Origin of the sequence: Comamonas testosteroni, from assembly GCF_000761245.1 — a bacterium.
GTDB classification, from domain to species: Bacteria; Pseudomonadota; Gammaproteobacteria; order Burkholderiales; family Burkholderiaceae_C; genus Comamonas; species Comamonas testosteroni_C.
On sequence record NZ_AWOR01000046.1, the window covers coordinates 289,940 to 314,496 of the forward strand.

Genomic DNA, 24,557 nt, shown 5'->3' on the forward strand with positions numbered 1-24,557 from the left:
CTCCTGTGTTGAAAAGCAAATAAGAAAGCACTCCCCATGCCTGTCAAATTCACTCTCAACGGCAAGCCTGCATCGGCCGATGTGGACTCTTCAACACCCATTCTTTGGACCCTGCGTGACACGCTGGGTATGACAGGGACCAAATTTGGTTGCGGCATGGCCATGTGTGGAGCATGCACTGTGCATCTGAATGGCCAGGCCATCCGTTCTTGCATTACGCCCATATCGGCGGCGCAAGGGCAAAAAATCGACACCATCGAAGCGCAGGCTGCCGACAAGGTGGGCAAGGCTGTCGAGGATGCGTGGGTTCGCAACGATGTGGCGCAATGCGGCTATTGCCAAAGTGGGCAAATCATGAGCGCAACGGCGCTGCTCAAAAGCAATCGCCAACCCAGCGATGCAGATATCGATGCAGCCATGGCTGGCAATATCTGCCGCTGCGGAACCTATGCACGCATCCGTGCAGCCATCCACGATGCCGCCAAGAACCTGTCGGCCTAAGAGAAGGAGCACATCCCATGCCTATACCCAACCATTTTCTTGCAGACATGCCCAAAGGTCTGCGAGCGCTGGCGGCTGACACGATAGATGCAGGCGCAAAGCTCGAGCGACGCGATTTCCTCAAGCTGGCGACGGCCTCTGGTTTTGCATTGGGCGTATTTCCCTCTGCCGCACTGGCACAGGCGAAGGGTAACGAAGAGGTTTCTACCAGCGCACTCAAGCCTTACCAGCAGCCGTCGGCTTTTGTGAAGATTGATCGCGATGGCGCGGTGACGATCACCATCAACCGTCTGGAGTTCGGTCAGGGCGTGCAAACCGGCCTGCCCATGGTGCTGGCCGAAGAGCTGGACGCCGATTGGTCCAAGGTGCACAGCGTGCACGGCAATGCCGATCCCGCTTATCTGGATCCGGTCATGGGGATGCATCTGACGGGCGGCTCCACTGCCATCAAGAACTCGTATGTCCAGTATCGTGAACTGGGGGCGCGCGCCCGCTCCATGCTGCTGGCCACGGCTGCCAAGCGCTGGGGTGTAGACCCGCAGTCCTTGCGCACTCAGGCAGGGCAGGTGATCGGGCCTCGGGGCAAGAAGCTGGGCTACGGCGAGTTGGCGGATGAGGCCATGAAGATGCCTGTTCCGCAGCAGGTGAAGCTCAAGGACGTCAAAGACTTTCGCATCATTGGTCATGCGACGGGTCGGCTCGATGCACGCGCCAAGTCCAGCGGCAGACAGTCCTACGGTATTGACATGCATCTGCCGGGTATGTTGACCGCGGTTGTGGCGCATCCGCCGGTGTATGGAAGCAAGATTCAATCGGTGGACGATGCGGCAGCCAAAGCCATCAAGGGCGTGCGTGCAGTGCTTCGTGTGCCCAGCGTCTGGGGGGGCGAGCTGGTTGCGGTGCTGGCAGATGGTTACTGGGCAGCCAAGCAGGGGCGTGATGCCCTGAAAATCCAGTGGGACAGCAGCGCGGTTGGCAAAGTCGATTCGGCTCGCCAACTGGCGCAGTATCGCGAACTGGTCAAAAAGCCGGGCGCGCTCAAGTTCGATGCCGATGTTTCGGCACTCAACGGTGCTGCTCACAAAATCAGTGCCGAGTATGTATTCCCCTACCTTGCCCATACGCCGATGGAGCCGCTCAATTGCACAGTGCGTGTGACGGGTGCAGGAAAGGATGCCAAGGTTGAACTTTGGTTGGGCACGCAGGCTCCGGGCTGGGAAGTTGCAACTGCTGCGCGCGTGCTTGGCGTGGCTCCTCAGAATGTTCGAGTCAATGTTCAGATGGCAGGGGGCGGTTTCGGTCGCCGTGCCAACCCGCGCAGTGACTACGTGGCCGAAGCCTGCGAGATTGCCAAGGCCGCTAGAGCATCTGGTATTGAGGCACCGGTGCGCATGATCTGGAGTCGCGAGGACGATGTCAAAGGAGGCTATTACCGACCCATGCATGTGCATCGCGCCGAGATAGGTTTTGACGGTAAGGGAAAGGTGATCGCCTGGGACCATGTGATCGTAGGCCAGTCGCTTGCCAAAGGCACGGCGTTTGAAGGCTTCATGGTCAAGAACGGAGTGGACACCACTACGGTTGAAGGAATGAAAGAGCCGTACGACCTGCCGATGCGACTCTCGGTGCATCACCCCGAACTCAATGCGCCGGTTCTCTGGTGGCGCAGCGTGGGCTCCACACACACTGCTTATGTGATGGAGACCTTGATGGACGAAATCGCCCGAGCTGTAAAGCAAGATCCTGTCGCATACAGGCTGCAACAGTTTGGCGATAGGCATCCGCGTCACAAGGCCGCGCTGCAACTGGCAGTCGAAAAGTCGGGCTACGGAAAGCGTCAATTGGCGGAAGGCAGAGCCTGGGGTGTGGCCGTGCATCAGTCCTTTGATTCGGTGGTTGCCTATGTGGTCGAAGCATCGATGAAGGACGGCGCTCCCAAGCTGCATGCGGTTACAGCTGGCGTGCATTGCAATCTGGCGGTGAACCCTCGAAGTGTCGAAGCTCAGGTGCAAGGTGGTGCCTTGATGGGTCTTGGCATGTGCTTGCCTGGAGCGGCCATCACATTCAAAGATGGGCAAGTGGAGCAAGGTAACTTCAATGATTACACTGTGGCCCGCTTAACCGATATGCCCGCGATCAGCGTGCATATCGTGCCGAGTGCCGATGCACCCACGGGTATGGGCGAGCCGGGTGTGCCGCCATTGGCCCCCGCTTTTGCCAACGCCATCGCCAAGCTGAGCGGCCATACACCACGCGAGCTGCCTTTCCTGAAAGCGTGAGAGCATGAGCTTGGATCGCTAGAAAAGCTCCCGCTGAGAAGATGTCAGAGTGACGAAATCCTCTCCGAGGGGGATCAAGATCGAGTCGGCAATCGGCTTGATCTGTTTCGTCAGATAGTGCTCGTAATCGATGCGTGAGCGGCGGATTTCCAAAGGCTCAGGGCCATTCTTGGTCATGACGTATTGGATCCATCCGCCGTTCTGGTACTGCCTGGGACGCCCCACGCGATCGTTGTACTCATCGGCAATGCGAGCGGCACGGACCTGTGGCGGCACATTGGCCACATAGGCATCCAGGCGATGTCGCAGGCGTTTGCGATAGATGAGCAGATCATCCTTCTTGCCCGCCAGCGTCGAATGGGCGTACTCGATGACAAACTCGCGGTAGGGGGCACCTTGGAAGACGCGCGAGAGCAAACCCTCCTGGAACTGCCGTGCCAGCAGTGTCCAGTCGCTGCGTGCCATTTCAAGGCCGCGGTAGATCATCGATTCGTTTCCGGCGGCATCTACACTCAAGCCGGCATAGCGCTTCTTGCTGCCGACGTCCGAGCCGCGGATGGTGGGCATGAAGAACTTCTTGTAATACGTGTCGAACTCGATCTCAAGAAAGCTTTTCAGGCCTTGCTCTTGGTGCAGGGCTTGAACCCACCACGCGTTGATGTCCTGGGCCAGCTTGGCAGCCACAGCATATGCCTCTTCAGTGGTATGGGGCCGCTTGAGCCAGATAAAGATGGAGTCCGTGTCTCCATAAATAACTTCGTATCCGCGCTCTTCGACCAGATCCCTTGTGAGCTTCACCATTTCGTGGCCACGTAAGGTGATGGCTGAGATCAAATCCGGATTGAAGAATCTGCATTCCGACGCGCCTAGTACCCCAGCGAATGAGTTCATCACCAGCTTGAGCGCTTGCGACAGTGGTTCGTTCCTGGCGCGTTTGGCCTCATCTCGGGCCTGCCAGAGGGTGGTCACGATTTCCGGGAGACAGTGTTTCTCGCGAGAAAATAGCGTGCCCCTTGGGCCTTTGATCGGAAGCTCGGAAGAGCTCGCATGTCGACCCTCTACCAAACCCACGGGGTCAACGAGGAAGGTGCGGATGATTGATGGATAGAGACTCTTGTAGTCCAGAACCACGACGGAGTCGTAGAAGCCAGGCTTGGAGTCCATGACGTAGCCGCCGGGGGAGGACTTGCCTTGAATATCGCCCACGTTGGGCGCGACATACCCCATGCGGTGCATGCGTGGCAAATAGTGATGGCTGAATGCAGCAATGGAGCCACCGAACTGGTCGAGCTGCAGGCCCGTGGTGTGGGCGCGCTCCATCGCAAACTGCAGCAGCTTCGCCTTTTCGAAGATTCGTAGAACCAGCTCGCAGTCGCGTATGTTGTAGGCGGCAAGAGCGGGCTTGTCTAGCTGGTAGCGCCGCTCGATTTCGGCCATCTTGTCGTACTCGTCCCCGATGTCCTTGCCTTCGCCCAGAAGCTCTTGCGCGACGTTCTCGAGGCTGAACGACGGGAAGCTCCAGACCGCGGCCCTGAGCGCTTCAATCCCGTCAACGACAACTCGTCCTGGCATGGGGGCAAACAGATAGCCTTGTTTGCCGGGATGAGTTCGCCATGCAATGGGCTTGCGCTCGCGTCCCAGGAGTAGCGGTGTTGCACATTCGTCTGCAGTTTTCTGCAGCACACGAAGGTCGAACTGAATGACATTCCATCCAATGATGACGTCCGGATCATTGCGTGCAAACCAGTCGTTGAGGCTGTCAATCATGGCGTTGCGTGTTGAGCAATGAATCAACTCGAAGCCAGGCGTTCTTACGGGTTTGGCAGGAGGCTCACCCAGCATGAAAACGACGCGCTCCACCATGCCGTCCAGTGCGATCGAATACAGATCCTGGTGCTGACTGGTCTCGATGTCCAATGACACAACCTTCAGAACCGGCCGGAAATCGGGCGCGGGAACAAGCTTGCAGTTCACCAGCGCCGCATGTTCTGTCCGTCCGCCTTGCAGCGTGACGCCCGCCGTGATGAAGCGCTCCATCAAGTAGCGCTCATGGGGTCGAACATCGGCTTCCAGCAGGGGAATGCCTAGTTGCTGGAGAGTGCGTGCAAGTCGCCGTAATTGACGAAAACTCCTGGCATAGATACCCAAGACGGGCTCTTGCTGAAAACTCTTCAGGCCCAGTTCCCGCAATTCCACTCCAGCCAGGGGCGAGAGTTGCGCTTCTACCGCTTCTCTGTGCCGGGCCTCTACGAAAGCCACAGATTTCTGAGCAGTCAGGAGGACCTTCAGGGGGCCGCTATCGGTTGCCAGCCAATACTCAAGCTCGACGCCCGCCGGCGTGTCTCGCCAATTGCGAGTAAGGATGAATCCCTGGCGTTCTGGAGATAACACAAAAGATGAAGTCAAGCGAATGTGACCGTCTCGAACCGGAGCTCAAGCCCCTGGCGGTGTGTGATGACATGAGCTTGCAAAGCAAGCCACGGGCTTCGAAAGAGGTGCCAATGAAATGATACCCAGCAATCATGACCACGTTTTCCCAACAGAGCCACGTCAACAGCAATCTAGGCGTTCTGCGGATCTAAAGCGGATGGAGCAAATAGATGGAGTGATGCAAATGTTCCGTGAGGGCTGAAAGCCGTCATCAAGCTACTGCCGATTGATGGCCGCCTCTATCGAGAGGCAGGCATTACGAGAGGCTTGGTCTGAAATTCCGAACTGCCTGAGAGTTGCACGAGACGCCAGGGTTCGAGTTTTCAGGCCATATGCGAGGACGGATGGATCCAGAGGAAGAATGGGGAGGTGGGGCGTCAAGCCAGGTCATCTGACATGGCAATATGCATTTTCAAGGCTTCTATGAAGTGAGTCTCGGCAAGCTGTCGATCTGCGCCTCTCCGTAGCGCGACATACATATTGAGGTGAACGGCTGGTTCGGTCAGCATCGCTATGTTCAAGCCGTGCTGCTGGCATTCCTCCATCATGAAGGAGGGTACGACCGCGTTACCCAGGCCCGCTTCCACCATGGCAATCATGGTGCCCAGAAAATTCATTTCTGCCCGCTCTTCCTGGCTTGCCTTGACGCTGGGAAGATGCTTATCAATCAAGGCCTGAATCGGGTTTGAAATCGGCAGAGCAATCATGGGCAGGCCATCCAGAGATTTCCATGTTCGGTTCTGGATATGTGTGCTGCGCCGCCTCTCACCTGGGCTGATACTCATGAGCCGGAATCTGCACACCGACTCTCTGAGAAGGCCAGCAGCAGGCTTCACAAAAAATGCCATGCCCATGTTGGCATGTCCTTCAAGAACGGCTTGCCGAACGGAATCGAGGCTGCCATCCATGACCTGGATTCGCACCTCGGGATGTTTGCGTGCAAATTCAGCCACGACCTTCGGTAAAAGACAGGTCGCGATCACAGGCGTCGCGGCAATGGTCAGGGTTGAACGAGAGGCCAAGGTGCTGCCTTGTAACGCGACGCCCAGTTGCCGCAGCTCCATCACGACCCTCTCGGCATAGGGCTGCAGCAGCCGGCCTGCGTCGGTCAATGCGACTGCACGTGTGGTTCGCTCGAAGAGCCTGACCCCCAACTGGCGCTCAAGCTCCTTGACCAGCATGCTGACCCCTGAAGGAGAGAGATGAATGCGCTCTGCCGCTGCCGCAAAGCTGCCGCACCTGCATATCTCGAGAAACGCCTGCAGTTGACGGCTCCCGATATTAATCAGCTTTACTGATGAATTCACCAAAAATTCCCGTTTGATTCAAATCAATGGACGCGGTGCAATTGCAGCACAAAACACAAGGAGACACCATGCTTACACCTTCAATAGGAGGGCTGGCCCTCAGCCGCCGCAAGGCACTTATTACCCTGGCTGCCATAGCCACGACGGGCCCTCTCGGGCTTTCGGCATTCGCTAATACGCAGGCTCCTGTGCGGCTGGTTGTGCCATTCACACCAGGCACAGGCATCGATCTGATTGCTCGAGTCATCGGTCCCAAGCTCTCGGAGCGCTTTCAGCGTCCCTTCATCGTGGACAACAAGCCTGGGGCCTCGGGCAACATCGGTACCCTGGAGGTGGTCCGGTCCACTCCCGACGGAACGACTTTGCTTGTCACCGTGAACACATTGGTGATGAATACCGAGCTATACCCCAAGATGGGATATAGCCCGGTTCGTGATCTCAGCGCCATCAGCCAGACCAGCGCAGGTCAATTGGTGCTGGTCACGGGCTCTCAATCCCGGATCACGGATCTGAAGGAGCTCATCAGCTATGCACAGAAAAATCCGGGCATGCTGAACTATGGCTCGCCCGGCGCCGGAACCCCCCATCACCTGGCAACAGAGCTGCTCAAGAGCAAAGCCAGGATATCGCTCACACATGTCAGCTATCGCGGCACGGCCCCGGCCTTGACGGACTTGCTGGGTGGACAGATTGATCTGATGTTTCTCCCTATCCACGTTGCTTTGCAGCACATCAAGGCCGGCAAGCTTCGCGCGCTTGCGATCAGTTCAGACACGCCATCCCCGCTCCTGCCTCAGGTGCCCTCGCTGAGGAGTCTGAACCTGGGCGATATGAATGTGGACATGTGGTATGGCTTGCTGGGGCCCAAAGGCCTGTCTCCCGAGTTTGTGCGCAGCATCAACGAAGCCCTGAAGGGCATTCTTGCTCAGCCTGAAGTTGCCAAAGCATTTGAGTCCCAGGGCATGACGCCCCAGCACAGCACTCCCCAAGCCTTCCAGTCCTTGATCGAAGCCGATGCCAGGCGCTGGGGCAATCTCATCAAGACCCAGGGCATTACTGCCGAATAAGCCAGCCATAACAAGAAGACCAAATGAATATGCAAGTCAATCAGACACAAGCGCCAGACAAGGATGCCGATGTAATCATTGTGGGTGGCGGCCCCGTGGGCATGGGGCTGGCTATAGAGCTGGGTCAGCGCGGTATCCGCTGTATCGTCGTGGAGCGCTACGCCAAGCCGCAACCGATTCCCAAGGGGCAGAACCTGACCCAGCGCACCATGGAGCATTTCCACGCCTGGGGTGCGGAAAAGGAGCTTCGCGAAGCTCGTACCATTCCGCCCGAATACGGCATAGGAGGCCTGACGGCCTACAACACATTGCTGGGGTCTTATTCTTACGACTGGCTCCAGCGCGATCTCGTCAAACCTTATTACTTCACGGCCAACGAGCGCCTGCCTCAGTACGCCACGGAAGCGGTTCTGCGGGATAGAGCCGCCGAGCTGCCCTCTGTGCAGACCTTTTTCGGCTGGAATTTCGATAGCTTGCGGCAGGGCGACGAGGGTGTCAGCGTCACGGTATCCGAAAAGAACGGATCGGATAGCAAGACGCTGCGGGCAAGCTATGTCGTGGGCTGTGATGGAGCACGCTCTGGCGTCCGGCAGCAAGCGGGCATCACCCAGACCAAGACCGATCATGATCGCCTCATGGTATTGCTCGTATTCCGCTCACAGGGACTGCACAAGTTGCTTGAGCGCTTTCCCGGCAAGTCTTACTACAACGTGCTTCAGCCTGAGCTCAAGGGCTACTGGAAATTCTTCGGCCGCGTCGATCTGGGCAATACCTGGTTCTTCCATGCGCCAGTGCCACCAGGAACCACGGCAGACAACTTCGACTTCCAGGCGTATCTGGAAGATGCTGTCGGAGCATCTTTTGATGTCGAGTTCGAACATATTGGCTTCTGGGATCTGCGCTTCATGCTTGCCGACAGCTATCGCTCAGGCCGGGTCTTTATCGCCGGGGATGCAGCGCACAGTCACCCACCCTATGGCGGCTATGGGGTGAACTCAGGCCTGGAAGACGCACGTAATCTCGGGTGGAAGCTGGCAGCCGTGCTGGAAGGCTGGGGCAGCGAAAAGCTGCTGGACTCCTATGACCAGGAGCGCCGTCCTGTATTCAAATCCACCATTGACGACTTTATTGCCAAGTCCATAGAGATCGATCACCAGTTTCTGGACAGCTTTGATCCAGAAAAGGATAGGAGTGCCTTTGAAGCAGCCTGGAGTCAGCGGGCCAATGGGGCCGCAGGTGAGGTTCATGCTTTCGAGCCCAACTATGAAGGCTCTCCCATTGTGCGCAGCGCTCAGGCGTCGGCCGTCGGCAATTGCAGCGCCAAGGGCTCACATATATTCACCGCACGTGCTGGGCACCACCTGGCTCCAGCCGCGCTCGGCGATGGCCGGAATGCATTCGAGCATTTGGGGGAGGGCTACACGCTGCTGGCAGCCGATATGCCTGCGCAAACGCTTGAGACGTTTCGGTATGTTGCCGGCACCAGGCAGTTGCCTTTAACCATTGTTGAAACCGCAAAAACGGATGAGTTTGCGCGCTATGGGTCTGACTTGATACTGGTTCGTCCGGATGCATTTGTCGCGTGGACGAACAGCGAGAAATTCATATCGAACGAGGATGTGGAAAATCTGCTCAAGGCAGTCATCTGAAAGATCAAGAACAGCTCGATGCCCCCTTGCTTGAGTCGAACCTGGGTTTGGGCAAGGGGCAGCCTGGCTACCAAGACTGGCGTCCTGGTAGCAGGCGGCAGCGCAATCCTGGCTGCCGGCCTGCAATGCGCTCGGAAGTGCCCGGCTAAAGCGGGCGTGGTTCAGACAATCAGCGAACGGGTCAGCAGATCCACTCCTGCCAGGAAGTCGCCGATGTCCATGGCCTCATGCGGATTGTGAGAGCCATTTTCGTTGCGGATGAAGACCATGGCCGACGGCACGCCTGCATTGGCAAACACTGCTGCATCGTGACCGGCACCGCTTGCCATGCGCTCCAGCTTCATGTCTTGCCCGGCGGCTGCTTCCAGACGGTTCAGCCAGCTTGCATCCATGGTGGCAGGCTCCGTGAACAGGCGCTCGTCGAACTCGAAGCGCACGCCGCGGGCGCGCTCTATGGCCTGGCACTCTTCGCGCATCAGAGTGTAGAAGCGCTCCAGCGTCTGGGTGTCCTGGCTGCGTACCTCGAAGCTGAAGGCCACTTCGCCGGGAATGACGGAAACTGCATGCGATTGCGCCGAGGTGGAGCAGATGCCCGTGGTCATCACCATGTCCATGCCCATCTGCAGCAGCACGCGCCAGTGTTCGTCCATGCGCGACAGCAGCTCGGCAACCGCCAGCAATGCATCCTTGCGCAGCCAGCGCGGCACGGCACCCGAGTGGCCGGTTTCGCCGATGCAGCGGATCAGGTTGTGGCGGACGTTGCCGCGGATGCCTGTAACCAGGGCCACCGGCCAGCCCCGATTGACCATGACCGGACCCTGCTCGATGTGCAGCTCCAGATAGGCCGATACATTCGCGAGATCTAGCAGCGGCTCGGCGCGTTGGATGGCGTCGATATCGGCGCCGCAGCGCGACATGGCCTCGCTCAGCACGCCTGCACCATCGCGGTGAGGGCGTTTCAAGGTGGCGGCGGGCAGCTTGCCCAGCAGGGACAGAGAGCCGAGGTAGGCCTTGCCGTACCAGGCGCTTTCCTCGCCGCGCAGGGCCAGAACGCGCAGTGGCGGAGCCTGTTCGTGGCGGCCGCGCAGCTGAAGCAGCATCAGCATGCCGGCGACAATGCCTGCCAGTCCGTCGAAGTTGCCGCCCTGTGGCACGGAATCGGCATGCGAGCCAACCACGACGTAGGGTTCCGTCCGGTTTTCCTCTGGCAGGCTCAGCCACAGGTTGCCGGCTCGATCCCATTCATGGCTCAGGCCCAGATCTGCGGCCCGCTCCTCAAGTATGCGCAGCGCGGCCGTCTCGCCTTCGCCATAGCTTTCACGGGTGACGCCAAGGCCGTCACGGGTGGCATCGCGAATTTCACAGAGCAGGGCTTGCGCCAGTGCGCTGGTATCCGTCAGGGTATTGCAGGCCATCATGCTCCGCTGCCTCCATGTCGGATGGACCAGTCCACAGGAGAGGCCGAGAAGTCCGCCAGCGTGGCCTTTTGCTCGGCACTGAGCTGTCCGCTCGCCAGCAGCGCTTCATGCAACTGATTCCAGGTCGCCAGAGCATGCAGGGACAAGGCGTGATCGGCCAGCATGCCAGCCTGGGGGGCGTAGAGCGCATAGTCGAGCAGAACCAGCACGTCCTCGACCACGGGGCCGGCGCGGCGCAGGGCGGCAACTGTTCCGGCCTTGGAGCGACCGTCGGTGGTGACGTCATCCACCAGCAGGACCTTGGCATCGGCAGGTAGGCGGCCTTCGAGCTGGGCTGTGATGTCCCAGCCGACAGGGCGCTTGCGCAGATAGAGCATGGGTAGCGCCAGTCGCTCGGCCAGCCATGCCGCAAAGGCAATGCCCGAGCTTTCTGTTCCCACGATGGCATTGATGCCGCGGGCGGCAATCAGTGGCTGTATGCAGCGGGCTGCGATGTCCATGATTTCGCTGCGCAGAGCGACATCGGACATGAGGACCTGGGCGTCCACATAGACCGGGCTGGCCCAGCCCGAGGTGTAGATGAAAGGTTGATGCGAAGCAATGCGTACAGCGCCGAGGCCGACCAGGGCCCGGGCAACGCGTGGCGCGTCGGAAGCGGAAAGAAGCATGAGCGTGTGTGTTTGCAAAGTGGGCATGTTAAGTAGGCAGGCTTGCGGCAAGAAGTGGCTAAAATTCCTCGAGCCGTTCCAAAACGTGATGGCTCGAGCTGCGCGTTGGGATGTTGACCGCTGCGTCCTGTCTGAAATCCCTGGCTGCGCTTCCGAGCGCCCGCTTGTCATCGCCCCATGTCCGACTTCACTTCGCCGCGCAGCTTTCTGCGCCAGATAGACCTTTCATCGCTGGATCTGTTCGTGCTGATCTGCGAGCACGGCAGTATTGCGCGGGCGGCCGAGCAAGGCGGCATGGTCGCCTCGGCGGTCAGCAAGCGTGTTGCCGAACTGGAATCCCTGGCTCGCACTCCCTTGCTGCTGCGCCATGCCCGCGGGGTGCGCCCGACCCCTGCCGGAGAGTTGCTGCTGGCGCATGCGCGCACGATTCTTCTGGGTGTCGAACACCTGCGTGACGACCTTGGCGAATATGCGCGGGGCGTACGTGGGCTGGTGCGCCTCAGTGCCAATGCTTCGGCCGTGGAACAGTTCTTGCCCGAGGATATTGCTGTCTTCGTGAAGCATCATCCCGACATCCGTATTGATCTGCGTCAGGCAACCAGTCGCTCGGTAGCGCGCGCCGTTCGCGATCACATGGCCGATCTGGGGGTCTGCAGTCCCAGTGATGAAGTCGAGGGGCTGGAGTCCATGCCGTACCGGCATGAACGCATGGTGCTGATCATGCCCAATGACCACGCTCTGGCCCGGCATCAGGAGCTGGCCTATGAAGAAGCCCTGGACTACGCCCAGATCGGTTTGCGCGACAGCAGCATTGTTCAGGAGGTGCTCAATCAGGAAGCCCGCGCCGGTCGACGCATGCTGCGCCAGCGCATCGAGGTCGACAGCCTGAGTGCCATGTGCCGAATGATCGAATGCGGGCTGGGTGTAGGCGTCATGCCCGAAGGCGCATACCAGAGACTGGGCGAGGCTCGTGCTCTGCATGCGGTGCCGCTGACCGATGCCTGGGCGGAGCGCAGCCTCAAGCTGTATGCCAATAGCTTTGCCGATCTGCCTGCACCGGCCAGACATTTTGCACAGGCACTCATGCCGAAGGAGTGAGGCAGCGCGGATTGCATGAAGCGATATGGGGGCAGCCTGCCTGTCTTTGCTGGAGTCACTTCAGCCGGTCAAGGCCGATGTCTGCAATTGCGTGCCTGCGAAGCTATGGGCAAGTGATGCAGGCAGCTTGCACGGCCCCAGCACGTCGATTTGTGGATGACTCCTGAGCGAATCGCAGCCAGGTCTCAGCTTTTCTTTGCAGCCCACAGATGCTGCGCCCACATGCCGGCCAGCATGGCGGCGACAAACAGCCAGACTTGCGGTGTGAGGGTCGCCAGATTCATCAGCGCCGGGCCGGGGCAAAAACCTGCCAGCCCCCAGCCTATGCCAAACAGGGCCGAGCCTGTCAGCAGCTTGCGATCAATGACGGTGCTGGCGGGCAGTTGCATGGGATCGCCCAACAAAGCGGTCTTGCGGCGCTTGGCCCAGGTGAAGGCAATCAAGCCTACGGCGATGGCTCCGCCCATGACAAAACCCAGCGAAGGATCCCATCGACCGAAAAAATCCAGAAAGTTCTGCACCTTGGCGGGGTTGCCCATACCCGAAAGAATCAGACCCAGGCCAAACACCAGTCCGCAGAGCAAGGCAGCAATATTGATGATCATGATGTTCTCCTCGCTGACTCAAGCAATGACATGGCGCATCACGAACACGGTGATGGCGCCTGTGGCGATAAAGGTCGCCGTAGCGGCCAGAGAGCGCAGCGACAGGCGTGACAGGCCGCACACGCCGTGGCCGCTGGTGCAGCCCGAGCCCATGCGCGTGCCGAAGCCCACCAGCAGGCCGGCGGCAATGATGACTGCCGGGCTGGAAGGCATCTGCATGGCTGGCAGCGGGGCAAACAGCGACCAGACCAACGGCGCGGCAACCATGCCCAGGATGAATGCCAGGCGCCAGCCCCACTGCTTGATGGAGGACCAGGTCGGCAACTGCAGCAATGCCCCGGCAATGCCGCTGATGCCGGCCACGCGACCCAGCAAGGCGATGAGCAGGGCCGCGGACAGACCGATCAGCAGGCCGCCGGCCAGAGATGTCCAGGGCGTGAATTCACTCCATAAGATATTCATGCTGTCTTTCCGGGTTGGCAGAACAATTGATACAGGGTTTGCATCAGCTGCAGGGCGCGGGCATCGGCCAACTGATACCAGATGAATTTGCCTTCGCGGCGGGTGCTGACCAGACCCTCGCGCCGCAAAATGCCCAATTGCTGGGACAAGGTAGGCTGGGACACGCCTGTCAGTTGCTCTAGCTCGCCCACGGTGCGCTCTTGCAGGGAGAGCTGGCACAGCAGCAGCAGTCGGTCTTCATTGCCCAGCAGCTTGAGCATGGCCACAGCTTCGCCTGCATGGGTTCGCATGGCATGCAAATCCAGCGTGGACTGTGTGTCGTCAAAGGTTGATGAGTTCACTGTTTCGTTTTTCAAAATATTTTCATATATTATATAAAAAAGTAAATTGATTGGTGTGCTGCTGTGTTTCAGTCACATCGTTTTAGGAGTCGCCATGTCAGCCAATGTGATGCATATCGAGCCGTTTTTTGATGCAGCAACCGGTACCGTGAGCTATGTTCTGGCCGATACGATCAGTGGTCAGGCCGCAGTGATTGACCCGGTGCTGGATTTCGAGCCCAAATCCGGCACCTTGAGCAGCCGTTCTGCGGACAAGCTGATTGACTATGTGCGAGGCAATGGCTGGCAGCTGCAGTGGATTCTGGAAACTCACGCTCATGCGGATCATCTCTCCGCAGCCCAGCATATTCGTCATCATCTGGGCGGCAAGGTGGCGATCGGTGCCCATATCCGCGATGTGCAGGCAGTGTTTCGCAAGATCTATCACTTTGAGCGCAGCTTCTTGCCCGACGGCAGCCAGTTCGACCATCTGGTGCAGGATGGCGAACGTCTGCCGCTGGGGCGGTTGGAGTTGCTGGCCATGCATGTGCCCGGCCATACCCCGGCCGATATGTCTTATCTGGTGGAAGATGCCGTGTTTGTGGGCGATACCCTGTTCATGCCCGATGTGGGCACGGCACGTGCCGACTTTCCCGGCGGCGATGCGGCGACGCTCTATCGTTCGATTCGGCGCATCCTGGCACTACCTGGGCAGACCTGCATTTGGGTCTGCCACGACTACCCGCCGGCTGGGCGCAAGCCGCAATGGCAGACCACGGTACAGGCCCAGCGCGACAGCAACATCCATGTGCATGCTGGCGTCAGCGAGGCGGAGTTTGTGCAGATGCGCACTGCACGCGACGCCACGCTGGATATGCCCACGCTGATTCTGCCCTCGGTGCAGGTCAATGTGCGTGCTGGCAAGCTGCCGCCTGCACAGGACGACGGCCGCACCTATATTCAGCTACCCATCAATGCCTTTGCCAAGAATGGGCAGCTTCCGCAGGGTCTGCAGCAGTGATTAATGCACTGCGCTGCTCTGACTGGCGCTGGCCGCGCGTGCGCTGTTGAGCTCATTGAGCTTGAGCTGCAGGCGCACCATGTGCTCGGCATAGACCAGCACTTCCTGTGTGGGCAGAGGCTTGGCCACACGGCTGGCATAGACATTCAGCGCTCCTTGGGCCACCTCGGGGTCATCGCTGTCCGCATACCAGGCCCAGTCGGCCAGATGGGAGGCCAGTTCCGGGTTGCGGTCGGCCAATGCGGTGGCACGCCGAATCACCTGCCTGGCACCGCCGGCTAGCTGCACGATTTCTTTTGCCTCATTGGCCAGGGGCGCCGGGCGCCAGTGCGACGGAATATCGTCCCACCAGCCGCTGTACTCGCTGACCACCATGCGGCCGATGTCCTTGGCCGAAACATAGAGCTCGCGCGCATCGCTGCGCCCGGCCAGCTCCGGCGGCAGTGCGACTTTGTCAATCACCAGATCTCGGCGCTCGCCGCTGTTGAGGCCAGCCACCACTTGCCTGGAGATGCTGTCCAGCATCTGGGCCTGGGCGGGCAGTCGGTCCTGAATTTCCTCGGGCTTGATGATGGCCGGGCCATGCGCCGGCAGCAGCAGCTCGGGCTTGAGTGCCGCCATGTCGCGCAGGGCCTGGGCCCACTCCTCGGGGTAGCGCTGGCGGCGCTTGCCGTTGCCCGCATTGGGCAGAAAACCCTGGAAGTAATCCGCGCTGGCCACGATCTTGCGGCCCGGCACGGCAACCCAGATCTGGTCTTCGGTCTCGCCGCGGGCATGGGTTAGCACAAAGTCTTCGCCGCCAATTTTGAGTGTGGTCTTGTCCCTGAAAGTCTGGGTGGGCCGCACTGCATCTGCCCAGGTGCGGGGCACATCGGCCACGCTTTGCTGGTTGTTGCGCGCGATCAGACCGTTGCTGCGCATATCAAGCTCCATCTGGGCGATGAAGCGCTGCTCGGTCACTACACGCGGCTTCTGGTCCATCAATGCCCAGGCGCCAAAGGCATGGTCGGCATGAAAGTGCGTGAGGATGACGGTGTGCAGCGGCTTGCTGCTGAGCTTCTTCAGCGTTTCGGCCAAGGCCGGGCCTGCAGGTGCGTAGCCGCTATCGACCAAGACCAGACCTTCGTCGGTCTCGAAGACCACCACATTGACGATGGGAAAGCGCAGCAGCCAGGTGCGTGGAGCCACGGCCTCGACCTTGAGCCTGGCTCGGGCATCTGCAATGGCGTTCTGGTCGGTTCGGCTGTACATGCTGTTGGCAACGGCATAGGACAGCTCGGTGCCGAAGCCCCCGCCTTCCACGATAGACCTGACCATCTGCGGATTGGCCTTGAACACCTGGGCCCGGGCTGCAAGCACGGCAGGGCTTCGCGCTCCCGAGCCGCCGCGATCGTCCTGATCGTGGGCGTTGGCCGTGCCCATGCAGAGCTGGCTCAGTGCCAGCGCAGCGGCCAGGGCCTGGCGGGAGAATGGGAATACTCTTTTCATATTGGCCATCGCTGTATTCATTGGGCGTTGATCCGTTGCACGGGCTCCAGAATCCACGAGGAATCCAGCACTTCGGGCCAGGGCTGGTAGGCACGAGCCATCAGATAGAACAGGTTCTTCTCGGGCGTGGGCAGCCAGTTGGCACGCTTTTCAGGGCCCGGGTCTGTGGGCTGCAACCAGATGTCCAGACTGCCGTCGGCGTTGAACTTCATGCCTTTGGTGCGGTCGCCAATGGAGTAGCGGTTGATGGGGTTGTCCACCATGTACTGGCCTCCGGTCACAAACTCATAGAGGGAGATGGACCAGAAGGCATCGGAGGGCAGGCGACCTTGGGGCAGATGCAGTCGGTAAGCCTGTCCCTTGCCGAGAGCCTGATTGTTGCCGTCCACACTGGCAGCGAAATAGGTGGCTTCTGCGGCCTCCAGGCCCAGGATGCCCCCCGACATGGCTGCAGATTGGGCACGCATGGCGTAGTTTGTTCCAAAGCCGTCAGGCAGGCGATATGGGGTCCAGCCGTTTCTGCGTCCAGGGTCAGCCGTCTTGCGGTCGGCATTCAGGCGATTTTTGAGTTCGCTTTTCTCGATCTCGGGCGCCAGGCTCAGCCAGCGCTGCTGCACGGCCTCGGGCAGCTTGTCCCAGCTGCAGGCCTTGCCGCAGATGCCCACGCTGGCAAAGCGCTGCAGCAGTGGTTGTTCCGTGCCGGGTGGTGGGTTGCGCGCCAGGGCCTCATTGCTCACATCGACAAAGCGGCTCCAGTCCTGGGCTTGCGGCTTGAGCTGCGGATTGTCTGCGCCGGTCTTGAGCACAGGCTCCATGCGAAACCCATCCTGTACTGCATGGGCGCGCTTGAGATCATCTTCACCGGTCACTAGCACGCGCAAATTCAGATAGACATCACGTGTGGGCGCGCGCACGATCTGGTCGACCTGCGGGATCTTGCCGCTCCAGCGTGGGCCGACCAGGGCCACCTTGCGTGCCTTGGTGCCGCCAATACGCCGGCCCACGTAGGAGAAGGTGTTGAGGTCTGCGCCAATCATGGCGATCACGTAGTAGCGGCCATGGGTTTCGGGCAGAGACAGCACCAGGGGAGACTTTTCGAGATCCAGCCAGGCAGTGGAGTAGAAGGTGTCGCGAATCGGGCCGTTGGCCCAGCGGTCCTTGGGCGTGGCCAGGTGGCGCGAGTGGCGGAACTGGTTGAGGGTGGTGGCGGTGGCCGAGTCCTTGACCTCCAGGGCTTCATGTCGCATTTTCATGAATTCCTGATAGGGGTAGGCGTAGAGCATGGCCTCGCGGATCAGGCTGTCCAGAGCCTGGTCTTCGGTGGCCGCGGATGTCTGGACATGGGTCATGCCCAGGCAAAGGCCCAATGCAGCAGCCGCCATGGCGCGCAGCCCGGCGCGGTTCAACTTTGACATGTGATTGAGATGGTGTTGTTGTGGTGATGATCGGGGCCGGTGGCTTTTTCCATCCCGGCCCGGGCCTGTCTGCGGCCAGCACCGCATACAGTGTGTGCTGGCGGTTCATTGAGGCAGCGGCGGCTCAGGTGCCGGCGTTGCGCGTGGCTTCAGGGGTGAACATGGATGGGGTCATGTCTCCCTTGTTGAGCACGGGGCCCTTGGGGCGCTCCTGGAACATGTTGTAGGCCACGTAGCCGCCGCCAATCAGGTCGTGGTAGAAGGCCGTGCCTGCATGCCAGGCGTTGGAGTCAAACGCGTAGTAGTAATTGATGAGGCCCTGCTGCCACAGATTGCCGCGTGCATCGTAGAAGTCACTCATCACGGCGTGGCCGGTGTCTTCATCAAGGAAAAGCACGCGCTTGCCATAGAGATGGCGATAGCCTTCCTTGAGCGTGGCTTCCAGCACCCAGACGCGGCGCAGTTCGTAGCGCATGTAGTCGGGGTTGGCATGGCCGGGCTTGAGCAGATCGGCGTACTTCACGGTATTGGCGTGAATCTTGTACGCGTTGGCGGGAATATAGATTTCCTTCTTGCCCAGATTCTTCCAGTTGTAGCGCTCGGGAGAACCATTGAAGAGACGGTCGGAATCAATCGTCATCTTTGCGCCCACACCGCCCCCCATGGGCTGGTCAAAACCGTACTCGGGAATCTGGCGCACCCGGCGTGTACCCGGGTCATAGCTCCAGCCCAGGCGCTTGTCCTTGCCGAAGTTGACCGGCTCCCGGCTGACGCTGACCCCGCCTTTCTCGCGTTCGGGCAGCTTGACCGCATTCATGCCCTGGGCCATGGTGCCTTCCAGCGGCTTGCCAGCCTGCTCGGGCGAGTTCAGCAGACTCATGCTGCGGTTGTCGGCGCGGCCGAAGACGGTGGAGCCGTCCTGCATCACATAGGCGTTGTCACGCAGTGTGTGTTCGGTGAACGAGCGCAGCGGAAACAGGTTGTTGAAGGCCAGCTCCATGCCGGTCTTAGGGAAGGGGAACGGTATGGCCCCCTTGACTGCGTTGTCGGTGCCCATTCCGTCGGCGCTTATCACGGCGTTCTGCGCATTGGCTTTGGCCGAGGCACAGGCAAAGTCCGGATAGCGGAAGTCGCGATGGCCCGGATAGACGGGAATGCTGAAAGTCTTGGGGTAGCGCGCAAACATGGCCTTTTGGCCTTCGGTCAGATTGGCGGCGTACTTGGCGACATTCTCGGCCGTGATGGAGAACAAGGGCTTTTCATTGGCATACGGGTCCACCGGGTGCTGACCCGCATGCGGCGTGTACTGAATTCCAGGCGGCGTTCCGAGCCATTTGCCCGTGTATTCGGGCACGCCGCTGGCGGTGCCGGCCTTTTCAGCACCGATACAGGTCAAGGACTTGCCCAGCTTTTCAATTTCTTCGGGGCTGCCTTTGGCAGCGGCTGCACCAGCCATGACGCTGGTCACGGTCAGCGCGATCAGGGCGCGGTAGCTCAGGTTGCTTTCCATCACGAATCCTCAAAGATGTATGTGTGCAGCATTTGCACTATCGATCTGCCCGCGAATCGGGCCAAGGTCTAGTCCAGGTCAGCTAGTCGCTGACTTGACGCCTGTCGATGAATTCAATGTTCAAGCGAGCTCTGCCGCCCACCATCGCTCGTTTGGACTAGACCGTAAGGCCTAGCGAAGTCACCTCAGAGACAGACTGCTGCTCCAGCCCTGCGCTGACTGGAGCAGGCAAGGGAAAACCTGTGGCATCAGACCTCGGGAAAACCAAGATGAATTTGGGTTTGAGGGAGGCCTGGCGTGATGCTTTTGAAGGCGAAAGGCCGCCATGGGCCGGGCGACGTAGGCCGCAAGGACTACCGGTGTCTGAAGACCCGGGTGGCTAAGTGCCTGCTTTGCTGCAGGGCGTTGCCGGTGCCTGGCTCAGCTGCCGGGCATGCCAAACAGGTCATGGGCATCCAGCAGGGCCCAGGCAATCTCGGGCCTGCGCTCCAGCCCCTTGCGGATGGCGGCCGGAATGCTCTGACGTGTTTTGCGGCATAGACCCGGCAGGTCGCCGAGCTCGATCTGGATGCCGCGCATGGTGCGCACCTCGTTGTTGCCGGGGGTGATGCGTATCTCCAAGCCCAGGAGCGCGTGAATGCGCTGCTGCATATGCTCGAGATCGACCAGGCTGCTGATGCTCTCCAGGCGCTGCAGCAGCTTTTTTTCTTCCTCGCGCGTGAGCTGCAGAATGCGCAGATCCGCATCCGGCGTGCCAAGCAACTGCTCGCGCCGGCAGTCGCAGGCGCCGGGCGGGCATTCAACACGGATGGGCAGGGGGGGCGGCTGCATAGGGCGGCAGAGAAAACCAGAGGCAGATGCAAGCATGCTAAGGCCTGCAAGGCCGTGCCGCCAGTGGGGACAGGCCCGGGCAAGGCTCGCATTTGCTGGCTTGCTAGCGGCGCCATAAGTGAATTCACTTGTCCCAGTTGCTCTCAGGTTTGCCTAGACTCAGGCATTATTGAGGGTTACTACTAAAAGTAGGCTGGCTTGATCTGCCGGCATCTACCAGAACGAAGGCCTGCATTGCCCGCTGCTCGGCAGCGCTGCAGCTGGGATGGGAATAATCACTTTTTATAGCGTAAAACGCATTGTTCATGCGTGATTCGCGATATTTTTCATGATAGAAATTCGGGATTTATCCCTGACATACCAAGGCTCCAAGGGCCCGGTGCACGCCTTGCGTGGCATCAATCTGGAAATCGCCTCCGGCGAGGTGTTCGGCATCATCGGCCGCTCCGGCGCGGGCAAAAGCTCGCTGGTGCGTTGCCTGAATCTGCTCAACCGCCCCACGAACGGCAAGGTCATCGTCAACGGACGCGACCTCATGCAGCTGTCCGATGGCGAGCTGCGCGCAGCGCGCCGCGACATCGGCATGGTGTTCCAGCACTTCAACCTGCTGTCGTCCCGCACCGTCTATGACAACGTGGCCCTGCCGCTGGAGCTGGCCGGTGTTTCCAAGGACGAGATCTATCAGCGCGTGACGCCGCTGCTGGAGCTGGTGGGCCTGGATCATCTGGCCGACCGCTATCCGGCACAGATTTCCGGCGGGCAGAAACAGCGCGTGGGCATTGCCCGGGCGCTGGCCAGCAACCCCAAGGTCCTGCTCAGCGACGAGGCCACTTCGGCGCTGGACCCCGAAACCACGCGCTCCATTCTGGATCTGCTGCGCAAGGTCAATCGTGAGTTGGGCGTGACCGTGGTGCTGATCACCCACCAGATGCTGGTGATCAAGCAGATCGCCGACCGCGTGGCCGTGATCGACGGTGGCGAGATTGCCGAGCTGGGGCCCGTGATCGACGTCTTCACCCGCCCTCAGCAGACGATCACCAAGAGCCTGATCGACGAAATCGTGCCCCAGCAACTGCCCGAGTCGGTGATGAAGCGCGTGAACCAGCTGGCCGCCCAGCTGCAGCCCGGCCAGCAAGGCCAGCTGCTGCGCCTGTCCTATGCGGGCGAGAGCGCCTATCAGCCGATTCTCTCGCACCTGATTCGCGAGCTGGGTCTGGATCTGTCGATCCTGCACGGGCAGATCGACGAGATCCAGGAGCAGACCTTTGGCTCGCTGGCGGTGTACGCCAGCGGCGAGGCCGCCAAGATTGACGCAGCCGTGGAGCACCTGCGTGCCAGCGGTGTGCAAGTGCAGATCGTGTCCAGCAAGGATTGAGAGCGATGTTTGAGAATTTTTCGGAAATGATGCTCCAGCTGCTGCTGGATTCCTTCTGGGAGACGCTGATCATGGTCGGCATCTCGGGCCTGATCGGCGGTCTGATCGGTATTCCGCTGGGCGTGTTCCTGCGCCTGACCGACCACGGCGGCATTTTGCAGAACGGCCCGGCCAACAAGGTTGTCGGCTGGATCGTGAATGCGCTGCGCTCCACCCCCTTCATCATCTTGCTGGTGGCCATCATTCCGCTGACGCGTCTGATCACGGGTTCTTCCATCGGTACCTGGGCGGCCGTGGTGCCGTTGACGATTGCGGCGGCGCCTTTTGTGGCCCGTCTGGTGGAGACCGCCTTGCGCGAGGTCGATGGCGGCCTGATCGAGGCGGCCCAGTCCATGGGTGCGACCACCGGCCAGATCGTCTGGAAGGTGCTGCTGCCCGAGGCGCTGCCCGGCATCGTCGCGGGCCTGACCATCAGCTTCGTGAGCCTGACCGGCTACTCGGCCATGGCAGGTGCCATCGGCGGTGGCGGCCTGGGCGACCTGGGTATTCGCTACGGCTACCAGCGCTTCTTGCCCGACGTGATGCTGGTTGTGGTGATCATCCTGATCTTCTTTGTGCAGGCCATTCAAAGTCTGGGCGACTGGGCCGTGCGCCGTCTGAGCCATCGTTGAGCCGTGCCGTACATTACAAAAAATTAAGAAAAGGGCTGCTACCTGGAAACAGGCGCCGCCCTAAAATGCAAGTTCAAAATTTTTCGAAAGGCCGCTCTTGCTCAAGGGCGGCCATGATTTTTTCTGGGTAGATAACAGCAAATGATGGATGGTTTGATTACCGGCCGACTGACCGGCATCCCCGAGAGTCGCGTAGACCGCAACCGCCGCCCCTATATGGTGGCCCGCATGCGAGCCAACGCAGGCGATGGCTCCTCGATTCCCGTGAATATCGTCGCTTTTGACAATGCACCTTGCGCCGTGCTGCGCAGCCTGTCCGAAGGCGATGCGATTGCCTTGCGTGGCAGCTTCACGCCCAAGGTCTGGATCGACAGGCAAGAGGAGTCCCATGCTGTGCTCGATGTGGTGGCCCAGCAGGTGCTGGCAGCACCCACGATGTCCGATCTTTGACAGCCTGCGCATGCAGACAAGCCCGCCACCGTGAAGGAGCGGGCTTTTTTGTGGGCGCTTGGGTTGCCGCATGCAACCCGTTACGGCTTGCATCGCCAATCTGTAGTTTGCATCTGAGCAATCTGTCTAAGAAACAGCGCTCTGGCACATGAAACTGACGCTACAGTCTTAGCCACTCTCAATCTTCCGTACAAGGAATCTGCATGTTGAACAAGCGCTCGCTTTTGCGCACCACATTGGCCGTGGCTGCTGCGGCCACGCTGGGCTTTGCCGCCCAAGCTCAGGACAAGACCATCAAGATCGGCGTGACCGCCGGCCCGCATGCGCAGATCATGGAAGTGGTCAAAAAGGTGGCTGCCAAGAACGGTCTGAACCTCAAGGTCATCGAGTTCGGCGACTATGTCCAGCCCAACGCGGCACTGGCAGCCGGCGACCTGGATGCCAACAGCTACCAGCACCGCCCCTATCTGGACGCCCAGGTCAAGGATCGTGGCTACAAGATCAGCTGGGTGGCCGACACGGTGAATTTCCCCATCGGCATCTACTCCAAGAAGATCAAGGCCTTGTCCGAGCTGCCCACGGGCGCCAAGTTCGGCCTCCCCAACGACCCCACCAATGGCGGCCGCGCGCTGCTGCTGCTGCAGACCCAGGGCCTGATCAAGCTCAAGGAGGGCGCGGGCCTGAAGGCGACACCCCTGGATGTAGTCTCCAACCCCAAGAAGCTCAGGTTCGTCGAGCTGGATGCGGCGCAGCTACCACGTTCGCTGGACGACCTGGATGCCTCCACCGTCAACACCAATTTCGCGATCTCGGCTGGTCTGAACCCCAAGAAGGATGCGATTGCGCTGGAGTCGGCCAAGAACCCCTATGTGAACATCATGGTGGTGCGCGATGCCGACAAGAATCAGCCCTGGGTTGCCCAACTGATCAAGTCCTATCACTCCGACGAGGTGCGCCAGTTCATTGACAAGGAATTCAAGGGATCGGTCTTCCCGGCGTTTTGATGCTTACCCCCTGAGGCGCTTTGCGCCTTTCCCTGGCCGGGCGCCCCCAAGGGGGACGACAGCCTCGCTGCGGGGCGGCCCTTGCTTGCTGTCTCCTAGATGGGGGGCTGTTTGAAGGGCATTTACCTAAGCGCTGCACTTGCAGCGCTTTTTTGTTGCTCTTGATTGAATAGCTGCTAGCGCCCGTTGGTATTGGAGTTCAGGTAGAAAATACCTTGAAATCATTTGATGGATTACGCTGGAAGCTACTGTTTTTGCAGTCATTCCATTGACTGAAACCACTCGCCCAGCGGCGCACGCGTGGTCTGGGTCTGGTTGACGGGGGCGGCCTCGTCGGCCCAACCCAGGGCCAGGCCGCAGACGATGTGCTTGCTCTCGGCCAGGCCCAGCACGCGGCGCACGGTGGCCGGGTACGAGGCCAGGGCGCCGATGGCGCAACTGCCCAGGCCCATGGCGGCGGCGGCCAGTTGCAGGCCGTAGAGCGTCATGCCCAGGTCCATGTAGCCACCAGGGCCGTAATGGGCGTCGATGGTGACGACCAGCGCCACGGGCGCATCGAAGAAGCGGTAGTTGCGCGCAAACTGTGCTTCGCGCCCGACGCGGTCGTCGCGCGCCACGCCCAGGGCGCCGTAAAGCGCCTGTGCCGAAGCCACCTGGCGCTTGCGCAGCTGCATGGGCATGGGGCGCGGAAAGTAGGCGTAGTCCTCGCATTCGGGCACCTGGCTTTCAACGTCCTGCAGCAGGGCGGCAGTCAGTTGCTCGCGCAGCTTGCCGCGCACTGCGATGAGTTGGCCCGGCTGCAGATTGCCGCCGCTGGGCGCCTGGCGCGCCGTCAGCAGCAACTGCTGCAGCAGTGCGTCAGGCACGGCATCGGGCAGGAAAGCACGTGTGGAGCGGCGCTGCTGCATCAGCGCCATGCCTGCCGGCAAGTCGAAGTCTTCAGATGTTTTTGCGACTGAACCGTTGCTGGACATGGGGTAATAGCTAT

Annotated in this window: 22 protein-coding genes; 10 read left to right on the plus strand and 12 right to left on the minus strand. The window is 60.2% G+C overall.

Annotated elements, in window-relative coordinates; genetic code table 11:
* Positions 1-36: 36 nt before the first annotated feature.
* Together P353_RS12670 and P353_RS12675 are read left to right on the plus strand one after the other, a co-directional pair.
* Positions 37-501, plus strand: a complete 465-nt coding sequence (locus P353_RS12670; protein ID WP_034369714.1) for a (2Fe-2S)-binding protein — start codon at positions 37-39, stop codon at positions 499-501.
* A 17-nt stretch (positions 502-518) separates the two neighbouring features.
* Positions 519-2,780 (plus strand): xanthine dehydrogenase family protein molybdopterin-binding subunit, encoded by a 2,262-nt coding sequence (locus tag P353_RS12675; protein WP_034369716.1) that lies wholly within the window; start codon positions 519-521, stop codon positions 2,778-2,780.
* A gap of 18 nt (positions 2,781-2,798) precedes the next feature.
* On the opposite strand, the gene P353_RS12680 is transcribed toward P353_RS12675, so the two are convergent.
* Both P353_RS12680 and P353_RS12685 read right to left on the minus strand, forming a co-directional pair.
* The gene (locus P353_RS12680) at positions 2,799-5,186 is read right to left on the minus strand and encodes a DNA polymerase II (RefSeq protein ID WP_420093384.1); all 2,388 of its coding nucleotides are present in this window, start codon (positions 5,184-5,186) and stop codon (positions 2,799-2,801) included.
* Positions 5,187-5,587: 401 nt separating this feature from the next.
* Positions 5,588-6,517 carry a LysR family transcriptional regulator gene (locus P353_RS12685; RefSeq protein WP_080750532.1) on the minus strand — a complete coding sequence of 310 codons (930 nt, stop codon included), beginning with the start codon at positions 6,515-6,517 and terminating at the stop codon, positions 5,588-5,590.
* A gap of 68 nt (positions 6,518-6,585) precedes the next feature.
* Here P353_RS12685 and P353_RS12690 point away from each other — a divergent pair, with 68 nt between their 5' ends.
* Together P353_RS12690 and P353_RS12695 are read left to right on the plus strand one after the other, a co-directional pair.
* Entirely contained in the window at positions 6,586-7,584 is a 999-nt protein-coding gene (locus P353_RS12690; protein ID WP_034370003.1) for a Bug family tripartite tricarboxylate transporter substrate binding protein, read from the plus strand.
* A gap of 23 nt (positions 7,585-7,607) precedes the next feature.
* Positions 7,608-9,233 (plus strand): FAD-dependent monooxygenase, encoded by a 1,626-nt coding sequence (locus tag P353_RS12695; protein ID WP_034369720.1) that lies wholly within the window; start codon positions 7,608-7,610, stop codon positions 9,231-9,233.
* Between the two features lie 161 nt (positions 9,234-9,394).
* On the opposite strand, the gene P353_RS12700 is transcribed toward P353_RS12695, so the two are convergent.
* On the minus strand, positions 9,395-10,651 hold the full coding sequence (locus P353_RS12700; RefSeq protein ID WP_034369722.1) for a hydantoinase/carbamoylase family amidase: 1,257 nt from the start codon (positions 10,649-10,651) through the stop codon (positions 9,395-9,397).
* Positions 10,648-11,319: an orotate phosphoribosyltransferase gene (locus P353_RS12705; protein WP_034369724.1), complete on the minus strand. Its 672-nt coding sequence runs from the start codon at positions 11,317-11,319 to the stop codon at positions 10,648-10,650. Before P353_RS12705 ends, P353_RS12700 begins: the two co-directional genes overlap by 4 nt.
* Before the next feature lie 177 nt (positions 11,320-11,496).
* Here P353_RS12705 and P353_RS12710 point away from each other — a divergent pair, with 177 nt between their 5' ends.
* Positions 11,497-12,417 carry a LysR family transcriptional regulator gene (locus tag P353_RS12710; RefSeq protein ID WP_034369726.1) on the plus strand — a complete coding sequence of 307 codons (921 nt, stop codon included), beginning with the start codon at positions 11,497-11,499 and terminating at the stop codon, positions 12,415-12,417.
* 185 nt (positions 12,418-12,602) lie between these two features.
* On the opposite strand, the gene P353_RS12715 is transcribed toward P353_RS12710, so the two are convergent.
* Genes P353_RS12715 through P353_RS12725 form a run of 3 tightly spaced genes read right to left on the minus strand, consistent with a single transcriptional unit; the run spans position 12,603 to position 13,825 of the window.
* The gene (locus P353_RS12715; RefSeq protein WP_034369728.1) at positions 12,603-13,022 is read right to left on the minus strand and encodes a YeeE/YedE family protein; all 420 of its coding nucleotides are present in this window, start codon (positions 13,020-13,022) and stop codon (positions 12,603-12,605) included.
* 18 nt (positions 13,023-13,040) lie between these two features.
* Positions 13,041-13,484: a YeeE/YedE family protein gene (locus P353_RS12720; RefSeq protein ID WP_034369730.1), complete on the minus strand. Its 444-nt coding sequence runs from the start codon at positions 13,482-13,484 to the stop codon at positions 13,041-13,043.
* On the minus strand, positions 13,481-13,825 hold the full coding sequence (locus P353_RS12725; RefSeq protein ID WP_034370004.1) for an ArsR/SmtB family transcription factor: 345 nt from the start codon (positions 13,823-13,825) through the stop codon (positions 13,481-13,483). The genes P353_RS12720 and P353_RS12725 overlap by 4 nt, the downstream gene beginning before the upstream one ends.
* Before the next feature lie 94 nt (positions 13,826-13,919).
* Between P353_RS12725 and P353_RS12730 the strand changes: the two genes are divergently transcribed.
* Positions 13,920-14,825: an MBL fold metallo-hydrolase gene (locus tag P353_RS12730; protein WP_034369732.1), complete on the plus strand. Its 906-nt coding sequence runs from the start codon at positions 13,920-13,922 to the stop codon at positions 14,823-14,825.
* On the opposite strand, the gene P353_RS12735 is transcribed toward P353_RS12730, so the two are convergent.
* The 4 genes from P353_RS12735 to P353_RS12750 form a co-directional block, all read right to left on the minus strand.
* A complete protein-coding gene (locus P353_RS12735; RefSeq protein ID WP_232776459.1) occupies positions 14,826-16,313 on the minus strand; it encodes an MBL fold metallo-hydrolase in 1,488 nt (495 codons plus the stop codon). It abuts the gene before it with no gap.
* Between the two features lie 17 nt (positions 16,314-16,330).
* The gene (locus P353_RS12740) at positions 16,331-17,728 is read right to left on the minus strand and encodes a DUF1254 domain-containing protein (RefSeq protein ID WP_034369735.1); all 1,398 of its coding nucleotides are present in this window, start codon (positions 17,726-17,728) and stop codon (positions 16,331-16,333) included.
* Positions 17,729-17,852: 124 nt separating this feature from the next.
* The gene (locus tag P353_RS12745) at positions 17,853-19,238 is read right to left on the minus strand and encodes a DUF1329 domain-containing protein (protein ID WP_034369738.1); all 1,386 of its coding nucleotides are present in this window, start codon (positions 19,236-19,238) and stop codon (positions 17,853-17,855) included.
* A gap of 420 nt (positions 19,239-19,658) precedes the next feature.
* Positions 19,659-20,069, minus strand: coding sequence for a hypothetical protein (locus P353_RS12750; protein WP_034369740.1), 411 nt, complete (start codon positions 20,067-20,069; stop codon positions 19,659-19,661).
* Between the two features lie 328 nt (positions 20,070-20,397).
* Here P353_RS12750 and P353_RS12755 point away from each other — a divergent pair, with 328 nt between their 5' ends.
* From P353_RS12755 to P353_RS12770, 4 genes are all read left to right on the plus strand, one after another.
* Positions 20,398-21,444: a methionine ABC transporter ATP-binding protein gene (locus P353_RS12755; RefSeq protein WP_034369742.1), complete on the plus strand. Its 1,047-nt coding sequence runs from the start codon at positions 20,398-20,400 to the stop codon at positions 21,442-21,444.
* Positions 21,445-21,449: 5 nt separating this feature from the next.
* Positions 21,450-22,115, plus strand: a complete 666-nt coding sequence (locus P353_RS12760) for a methionine ABC transporter permease (RefSeq protein WP_003055731.1) — start codon at positions 21,450-21,452, stop codon at positions 22,113-22,115.
* Positions 22,116-22,259: 144 nt separating this feature from the next.
* Positions 22,260-22,565, plus strand: coding sequence for a single-stranded DNA-binding protein (locus P353_RS12765; RefSeq protein ID WP_232776461.1), 306 nt, complete (start codon positions 22,260-22,262; stop codon positions 22,563-22,565).
* Between the two features lie 203 nt (positions 22,566-22,768).
* Positions 22,769-23,569, plus strand: a complete 801-nt coding sequence (locus P353_RS12770; RefSeq protein ID WP_034369747.1) for a MetQ/NlpA family ABC transporter substrate-binding protein — start codon at positions 22,769-22,771, stop codon at positions 23,567-23,569.
* 260 nt (positions 23,570-23,829) lie between these two features.
* Here P353_RS12770 and P353_RS12775 read toward each other — a convergent pair whose 3' ends face one another.
* A complete protein-coding gene (locus P353_RS12775) occupies positions 23,830-24,543 on the minus strand; it encodes a nitroreductase (RefSeq protein ID WP_052084840.1) in 714 nt (237 codons plus the stop codon).
* Positions 24,544-24,557: the final 14 nt, after the last annotated feature.

Excerpts from the sequence above, each read along its gene's own strand:
- P353_RS12670 (WP_034369714.1), top strand. The coding sequence starts at position 37 with ATGCCTGTCAAATTCACTCTCAACGGCAAGCCTGCATCGGCCGATGTG.
- P353_RS12675 (WP_034369716.1), top strand. The coding sequence starts at position 519 with ATGCCTATACCCAACCATTTTCTTGCAGACATGCCCAAAGGTCTGCGA.
- P353_RS12690 (WP_034370003.1), top strand. The coding sequence starts at position 6,586 with ATGCTTACACCTTCAATAGGAGGGCTGGCCCTCAGCCGCCGCAAGGCA.
- P353_RS12695 (WP_034369720.1), top strand. The coding sequence starts at position 7,608 with ATGAATATGCAAGTCAATCAGACACAAGCGCCAGACAAGGATGCCGAT.
- P353_RS12700 (WP_034369722.1), bottom strand. The coding sequence starts at position 10,651 with ATGATGGCCTGCAATACCCTGACGGATACCAGCGCACTGGCGCAAGCC.
- P353_RS12705 (WP_034369724.1), bottom strand. The coding sequence starts at position 11,319 with ATGCTTCTTTCCGCTTCCGACGCGCCACGCGTTGCCCGGGCCCTGGTC.
- P353_RS12710 (WP_034369726.1), top strand. The coding sequence starts at position 11,497 with ATGTCCGACTTCACTTCGCCGCGCAGCTTTCTGCGCCAGATAGACCTT.
- P353_RS12715 (WP_034369728.1), bottom strand. The coding sequence starts at position 13,022 with ATGATCATCAATATTGCTGCCTTGCTCTGCGGACTGGTGTTTGGCCTG.
- P353_RS12720 (WP_034369730.1), bottom strand. The coding sequence starts at position 13,484 with ATGAATATCTTATGGAGTGAATTCACGCCCTGGACATCTCTGGCCGGC.
- P353_RS12730 (WP_034369732.1), top strand. The coding sequence starts at position 13,920 with ATGTCAGCCAATGTGATGCATATCGAGCCGTTTTTTGATGCAGCAACC.
- P353_RS12735 (WP_232776459.1), bottom strand. The coding sequence starts at position 16,313 with ATGAAAAGAGTATTCCCATTCTCCCGCCAGGCCCTGGCCGCTGCGCTG.
- P353_RS12740 (WP_034369735.1), bottom strand. The coding sequence starts at position 17,728 with ATGTCAAAGTTGAACCGCGCCGGGCTGCGCGCCATGGCGGCTGCTGCA.
- P353_RS12745 (WP_034369738.1), bottom strand. The coding sequence starts at position 19,238 with ATGGAAAGCAACCTGAGCTACCGCGCCCTGATCGCGCTGACCGTGACC.
- P353_RS12750 (WP_034369740.1), bottom strand. The coding sequence starts at position 20,069 with ATGCAGCCGCCCCCCCTGCCCATCCGTGTTGAATGCCCGCCCGGCGCC.
- P353_RS12755 (WP_034369742.1), top strand. The coding sequence starts at position 20,398 with ATGATAGAAATTCGGGATTTATCCCTGACATACCAAGGCTCCAAGGGC.
- P353_RS12760 (WP_003055731.1), top strand. The coding sequence starts at position 21,450 with ATGTTTGAGAATTTTTCGGAAATGATGCTCCAGCTGCTGCTGGATTCC.
- P353_RS12765 (WP_232776461.1), top strand. The coding sequence starts at position 22,260 with ATGGATGGTTTGATTACCGGCCGACTGACCGGCATCCCCGAGAGTCGC.
- P353_RS12770 (WP_034369747.1), top strand. The coding sequence starts at position 22,769 with ATGTTGAACAAGCGCTCGCTTTTGCGCACCACATTGGCCGTGGCTGCT.
- P353_RS12775 (WP_052084840.1), bottom strand. The coding sequence starts at position 24,543 with ATGTCCAGCAACGGTTCAGTCGCAAAAACATCTGAAGACTTCGACTTG.